Here is a 6,397-nt window from a genome sequence, read left to right as displayed (position 1 = left end):
GGCGATGGCGGAGGGGAACCACGCGTACCCATCCCGAACACGACCGTTAAGCCCTCCAGCGCCGATGGTACTTGGACCGCAGGGTCCTGGGAGAGTAGGACGTTGCCAAGCACGATGAACCGACTGCAGAATTGCAGTCGGTTTTTTGTTGTTTATTTCATCCAATGCTGGAGAGAACTCCTTCACAACTCTAACCAATCGAGTGAACATACTACTGTTAATGTAGGTCGATGGGAGTTGATCACGAGGATGTTAAAGTATGCAAAAGTTATGCTGTTGTGCATGACGGCCATCTTAGGGATGACGAGCTGCAGCGGACAAGCCCATAAAAATGAGCCGGGTTTACCGCCTTTACCTTCGCAGCCGATGACGAACGCAACAAAATCGCTGCGGATTCATCCCATACAGACGAATCGCCAACCAACTGAAATCACCAAATTCCGTATGACTAGCGGACCTGAAATGAATCAAGAGCAATATGAGAACCGTTCCCGGGCAGCAATTCAAGTGCAATCTCAGCAAACAGGACCACTACGATCATTATCAAGCCGCAAACAACCGGTAAGAGGCATTTATGTGTCCGGATGGGTGGCAGGCAGCGAGCGCAGACTTAATCGGCTCATTCAATTAGTTGATAAGACGGACTTGAACGCGATGGTTATCGACGTGAAGAACGATTACGGACAATTAACGTATCGCTCCTCACTAAAAGCAGTGAAAGCTGTTGGAGCGGACCGTCATGTTGCGATTAGAGACATAGGCAGTTTAATTCGCAAGCTTAAAGCCAAGAACATCTATGTGATCGGCAGAATCGTGACATTCAAGGATCCGCTCTATGCGAAGCAGCATCCGTCCATGGCGCTGCAGCGGAGGAGCGGCGGCGTATGGCGAGATGCTCAGGGGAAGGCGTGGCTGGATCCTTTTCAGCAGCAGGTGAGAACGTATAATACGGCAATCGCGGCGGAGGCGGCCTCGAATGGATTCGATGAAATCCAGTTCGATTATGTTCGATTCCCCGACAACGGCGGCAAAGTAGATCGAGAAGTGCGGTATTCCGATATACACGGGAAAAACAAGTCGCAAATCATCTCGGCTTTCCTGAGGGATTCGCGTAAGCAGATTCATGCCAGAGGTGCACGGGTTTCCGCGGATGTCTTTGGACTCGTCACTTCTTCGACGAACGATATGGGCATCGGTCAGTCCTGGCGTTCGATATCCGGTGCTGTAGATGTCATTTCCCCGATGACGTACCCTTCCCATTATTCGACGGGGATGTATGGCGTTCGACAGCCGGACCTAAGTCCCTATGCCATAATCCATCATGCCATGTCTGATGCGATGCATCGGAACGCCGTGATGCAAAACAGCGGCACGACAACGGCAGCGGTCCGGCCGTGGCTGCAAAGCTTTACGGCCAAGTGGGTCCATCCTCATCAGACGTATGGAGCGGAGCAGGTGAATAAGCAAGTGAAGGCTGCGCGCGAACTGGGCGTAAGGGAATTTCTGCTATGGAGCTCCAATTGCAAATACGATTATCGTTCGTCGTTTTGACATCATTCCCCGGCGGGTACATCCTTGACAGCCTACTACCCCTCTGCTACTATTTCAATAATATGCGCGGCTCCTGTTCAAAACAGCGTTTTTTCAAGCTCGAACCAGGCACGCAAACGTTTGAGGAGGAACCAATCCGTGTGGGAAAATAAATTCGCCAAAGAAGGTCTAACCTTCGATGACGTACTGCTCGTTCCGCGAAAGTCGGAAGTACTGCCTAGGGAAGTTGATGTTTCGGTCACGCTTAGCAAGACGGTCAAGCTGAATATTCCGCTTATCAGCGCGGGCATGGATACGGTCACCGAAGCCAAGCTGGCCATTGCCATGGCGCGCGAAGGCGGTATCGGCATTATTCATAAAAACATGTCCATCGCTCAACAGGCGGAAGAGGTCGACCGGGTGAAGCGTTCGGAAAGCGGCGTTATCACGAACCCGTTCTCGTTAACGGCTGATCATCATGTATACGACGCGGAAGAATTGATGGGCAAATATCGGATCTCCGGCGTTCCTGTCGTTGACGGCGATCAGAAGCTGGTCGGTATTATCACGAACCGCGATCTTCGCTTCATTCATGACTATTCCATGAAAATCAGCGAAGTCATGACGAAGGATAATCTCGTCACGGCTCCTGTCGGCACAACGCTGCAAGAAGCGGAAGGCGTGCTGCAGAAGCATAAAATCGAGAAGCTGCCTTTGGTTGATGAAACGAACACGCTGAAGGGCCTCATTACCATTAAGGATATCGAGAAAGCGATCCAATTCCCGAATGCCGCCAAAGACCCGCAAGGCCGTCTGTTGTGCGGTGCTGCCGTAGGCATCGCGAAGGATACGCCAGAGCGTGCGGAAGCGCTCGTTCAGGCAGGCGTAGACGTGCTTGTCATTGATACGGCGCACGGGCATCAGAAGAACGTCATCGAGATGGTTCGCTTATTGCGCCGGAACTATCCGGAACTGACGCTGGTCGCAGGCAATGTAGCTACTGGCGAAGGCACGCGCGAGCTGATCGAGGCAGGGGCTTCCGTAATTAAAGTCGGTATGGGTCCTGGTTCGATTTGTACGACGCGTATCATTGCTGGGATCGGCGTACCTCAGATCACGGCGATTTACGACTGTGCATCCGTTGCGCGGGAATATAACATTCCGATCATCGCAGACGGCGGCATCAAATACTCCGGCGACGTAACCAAGGCGATCGCAGCCGGCGCAAGCGTGATTATGATCGGCAGCTTGTTTGCCGGTACGGAAGAGAGTCCTGGAGAGTCCGAGATTTACCAAGGCCGCCGCTTCAAGGTTTACCGCGGCATGGGCTCGCTCGGCGCCATGAAAGAAGGCAGCAAGGACCGCTACTTCCAGGAGAACGAGAACAAGCTCGTTCCGGAAGGCATCGAAGGGCGCGTTGCTTACAAAGGTCCTTTGGCGGATACGGTGCACCAGCTAATCGGCGGTCTGCGTTCCGGTATGGGCTATTGCGGTGCGCAAAACATCGACGAACTGAAGAACGATACGCAATTTGTACGGATCACGAATGCGGGCCTGCGCGAAAGCCATCCGCATGATGTCCAAATTACGAAAGAAGCACCAAACTATTCGCTATAATGGTCGTGTTTAGCGATCGCTATCAATAGAACTGGACCTCTTTTATAGCAGTAAAAGGAAGCCTGACAGGAAGATGGTGGATTTCACCGTTTTCCTGTCTTTCTTTTATGTGGCTGGCTCTTTGTGTTACAATACTAGAGTAATTTTAACGCTATGTTTTGATAGAAGAGGAGAGAAGACGTTGAAACGGAAGAAGGGACGGGTACGGTTTGTACCTACCATTTGCGCGACTGTCATTGCTATGATGCTTACGACGAATCTCGGTTCCCATGCCGCACTTGCAGACAAGGTAGAAGTGACGCCGAACCCACTCGGAGTAGAGGCGCGTTCAGCGATTCTTATAGATGCCGATACGGGACAAATACTCTATGCCGTGAATGCGGATAAAGCCTATCCGCCGGCGAGCATGACCAAACTGATGACGGAATATTTGGTGCTGGAAGAGATCTCTGCGAAACGTTTGAGTCTGACCGATATGGTCACGGCGACGAAAGAAGCAGCATCGATTCCGCCGGACGGCTCTCAAATTTATTTGGCCGAAGGCGACCAGCATACGGTAAAAGACTTGTATATGGCGATGGCCGTTCAATCGGCGAACGACGCTACGATTGCGCTGGCCGACCGTATCGGCGGCACGGAGCAAGGGTTCGTCGGGAAGATGAACGAGACGGCGAAGGCGCTCGGCCTCAATTCGGCGCATTTTACGAGTGCCACGGGTCTTGCGGACGATACCGTTATCTCCGCGAGCGACTTAGCCAGATTCGCCAGCATTCTGATCAAGAAGCACCCGGAGTTCCTCGAGTTCTCGAGCACCCCGAGTTATAAGTTCCGCGAGCGCGACAAAACGCCGATGGTCAACTTGAACTGGATGCTGGAGACGAACAAGAGCATTCCGAATTTCAAACAATACGCTTATCCGGGCGTTGACGGCATGAAAACCGGCTATATTGGCGCAGCAGGCTACTGCTTCACGGGCACGGCAAAGCAAGGCGACCTGCGCTTGATCTCCGTCGTCATGGATACCGCATCCAAATCGTCCCGTTTCGTGCAAACGGCGAAGCTGTTCGACTACGGTTTCGACAATTTCGAGAAAAAGACGATCGTTGCGCCAAAATCGGTTGTAGAATCGAACAAGACGGTCAAGATTAAGAAGGGCACGTCTAAGCAGGTGCCGATCGTGACAGCATCTGACGTCACTCTCCTCGTGAAGAAGAATACAACGCCTAACGTAACGGTAAGCAGCGTGAAGCTGAAGTCGGACGGAGAACTTGTCGCTCCGATCGCGAGTGGAACGGTCGTCGGAACGGCAACCTATTCGTACAAGGATCCGGATACCGGCAAGACGCTGGATAAAACCGTCAATCTGGTTACGTCCGAGGATGTTAAGAAAGCCAGCTGGTGGCGTTTGATGTTCCGCGGTCTAGGCGGTTTCATCTCCAGCCTGTTCAAAGGCATTGTGGATTTGTTTTAGGCAGGATTGAGCCCGAACGCAGGCAGCCATTTTCTAACGAGAATGGATGTTGTCGAATGTTCGAGTATGCTGTAAAATAAATGGTTAGAGCTAGTCCGGATAACGGAGATCAGCATATAAACTCAGCATGTGCTGCAGCGAGCGTCCTGTTTTCGCAGACGCTTAGGCACAGAGGCATGCAGAGACTTTTAGGAGGATTCACGAATATGGAAACAGGAACTTCGCGTGTAAAACGCGGTATGGCTGAAATGCAAAAAGGCGGCGTCATCATGGACGTTATGAATGCCGAGCAAGCAAAAATTGCCGAAGCGGCAGGCGCAACGGCTGTTATGGCACTTGAGCGTGTACCTTCCGATATTCGTGCGGCCGGCGGCGTAGCCCGTATGGCTGATCCGACGATTCTTGAAGAAGTCATGAAAGTCGTGTCGATTCCGGTTATGGCGAAAGCACGTATCGGTCACTATGTAGAAGCTCGCGTACTGGAAGCACTGGGTGCGGACTACATCGATGAGAGCGAAGTACTTACGCCTGCCGATGAAGTATTCCATATTTCGAAACGCGATTTCACGGTTCCGTTCGTGTGCGGCGCGAAAGATCTTGGCGAGGCGCTTCGTCGTATTCAAGAAGGCGCGGCAATGCTTCGTACGAAAGGCGAGCCGGGAACAGGCAACATCGTTGAAGCTGTTCGCCATATGCGTCTGATCACGGGCCAAATCCGTAAAGTACAGAACCTTTCGAAGGACGAGCTGTACCATGAAGCGAAGAACCTCGGCGTACCTTACGACCTCCTGCTGGACGTTCACGAAACAGGCAAGCTGCCTGTCGTTAACTTTGCAGCCGGCGGCGTAGCAACGCCATCCGATGCCGCTTTGATGATGCACCTGGGCGCTGACGGCGTGTTCGTTGGATCCGGTATTTTCAAATCCGAATATCCAGAGCGTTTCGCTCGCGCAATCGTTGAAGCAACGACGCACTACACGGATTACAAGCTGATCGCGGAAGTATCCAAAAACCTGGGTACGCCGATGAAAGGCATTGAAATTTCGAAGCTGGCGCCTAACGAGCGCATGCAGGACCGCGGCTTCTAAGAACGGAAAGAAGGCGGTAAAGCGATGAAGATAGGCGTATTGGCGCTGCAGGGCGCCGTTGCGGAACATATACGCAGCATAGAAGCTGCCGGCGGACAAGGCGTTGCCGTGAAGCGTATCGAAGAGCTTCAGGAGCTGGACGGCCTGATCATTCCCGGCGGCGAAAGCACGACGATCGGCAAGCTGATGCGCAAGTATGGCTTTATCGATGCGATCCGCGATTTCTCGCAGCAGGGCAAACCGATTTTCGGCACATGTGCCGGTTTGATCGTGCTTGCCGATCGAATCGATGGTCAAGAGGATGCGCATCTGCAACTTATGGATATGAAGGTTGCACGCAATGCGTTCGGACGTCAACGAGAGAGCTTCGAGACGGACCTGGCCATTAAAGGCATCGAAGAGCCGGTACGCGCGGTATTCATCCGTGCGCCGCTCATTATGGAAGTATCGCCGAACGTCGATGTGCTCTCGACCTACAACGGCGAGATCGTGACTGCGCGGCAAGGGCATCTGCTGGCCTCATCGTATCATCCGGAGCTGACGGACGATTATCGTCTTCATGCGTATTTCCTGGATATGGCGAAGGAAGCAGCTGCTGCAAAAGAACAATAACGGCTGGAGACTGCGGGAGCGCAGTCTTTTTGCCGTAATGGCCGTTTTGAGCTGTACGGAAGTCGCAGGTTTAGGCAAA

Annotated in this window: 5 protein-coding genes and 1 rRNA gene; all 6 read left to right on the top strand. The window is 52.6% G+C overall.

Features of this window, described 5'->3' with window-relative positions:
• Window positions 1-111: ribosomal RNA gene (gene rrf, locus AC0YNU_RS21455) — 5S ribosomal RNA — on the top strand; the annotation flags it as partial.
• A 465-nt stretch (window positions 112-576) separates the two neighbouring features.
• Window positions 577-1,551 carry a putative glycoside hydrolase gene (locus AC0YNU_RS21450; protein WP_475760408.1) on the top strand — a complete coding sequence of 325 codons (975 nt, stop codon included), beginning with the start codon at window positions 577-579 and terminating at the stop codon, window positions 1,549-1,551.
• A gap of 138 nt (window positions 1,552-1,689) precedes the next feature.
• Complete coding sequence (gene guaB, locus AC0YNU_RS21445) at window positions 1,690-3,147, top strand: IMP dehydrogenase (protein WP_475760406.1); 1,458 nt, start codon at window positions 1,690-1,692, stop codon at window positions 3,145-3,147.
• Between the two features lie 181 nt (window positions 3,148-3,328).
• Window positions 3,329-4,618, top strand: a complete 1,290-nt coding sequence (locus AC0YNU_RS21440) for a D-alanyl-D-alanine carboxypeptidase family protein (protein ID WP_475760404.1) — start codon at window positions 3,329-3,331, stop codon at window positions 4,616-4,618.
• A gap of 206 nt (window positions 4,619-4,824) precedes the next feature.
• Window positions 4,825-5,706, top strand: a complete 882-nt coding sequence (pdxS, locus tag AC0YNU_RS21435) for a pyridoxal 5'-phosphate synthase lyase subunit PdxS (protein ID WP_475760402.1) — start codon at window positions 4,825-4,827, stop codon at window positions 5,704-5,706.
• Between the two features lie 24 nt (window positions 5,707-5,730).
• Window positions 5,731-6,318 (top strand): pyridoxal 5'-phosphate synthase glutaminase subunit PdxT, encoded by a 588-nt coding sequence (gene pdxT / locus AC0YNU_RS21430; protein WP_475760400.1) that lies wholly within the window; start codon window positions 5,731-5,733, stop codon window positions 6,316-6,318.
• Window positions 6,319-6,397 lie beyond the last annotated feature (79 nt).

Source organism: Paenibacillus sp. J31P316 (assembly GCF_056269105.1).
Note: the sequence above shows the minus strand (reverse complement) of the source record. Positions and strands in the feature narration are given on the sequence as shown.

What these genes read in the sequence shown, in the direction of transcription:
- pdxT (WP_475760400.1), top strand. Translation starts at nt 5,731, where the DNA reads ATGAAGATAGGCGTATTGGCGCTGCAGGGCGCCGTTGCGGAACATATA.
- pdxS (WP_475760402.1), top strand. Translation starts at nt 4,825, where the DNA reads ATGGAAACAGGAACTTCGCGTGTAAAACGCGGTATGGCTGAAATGCAA.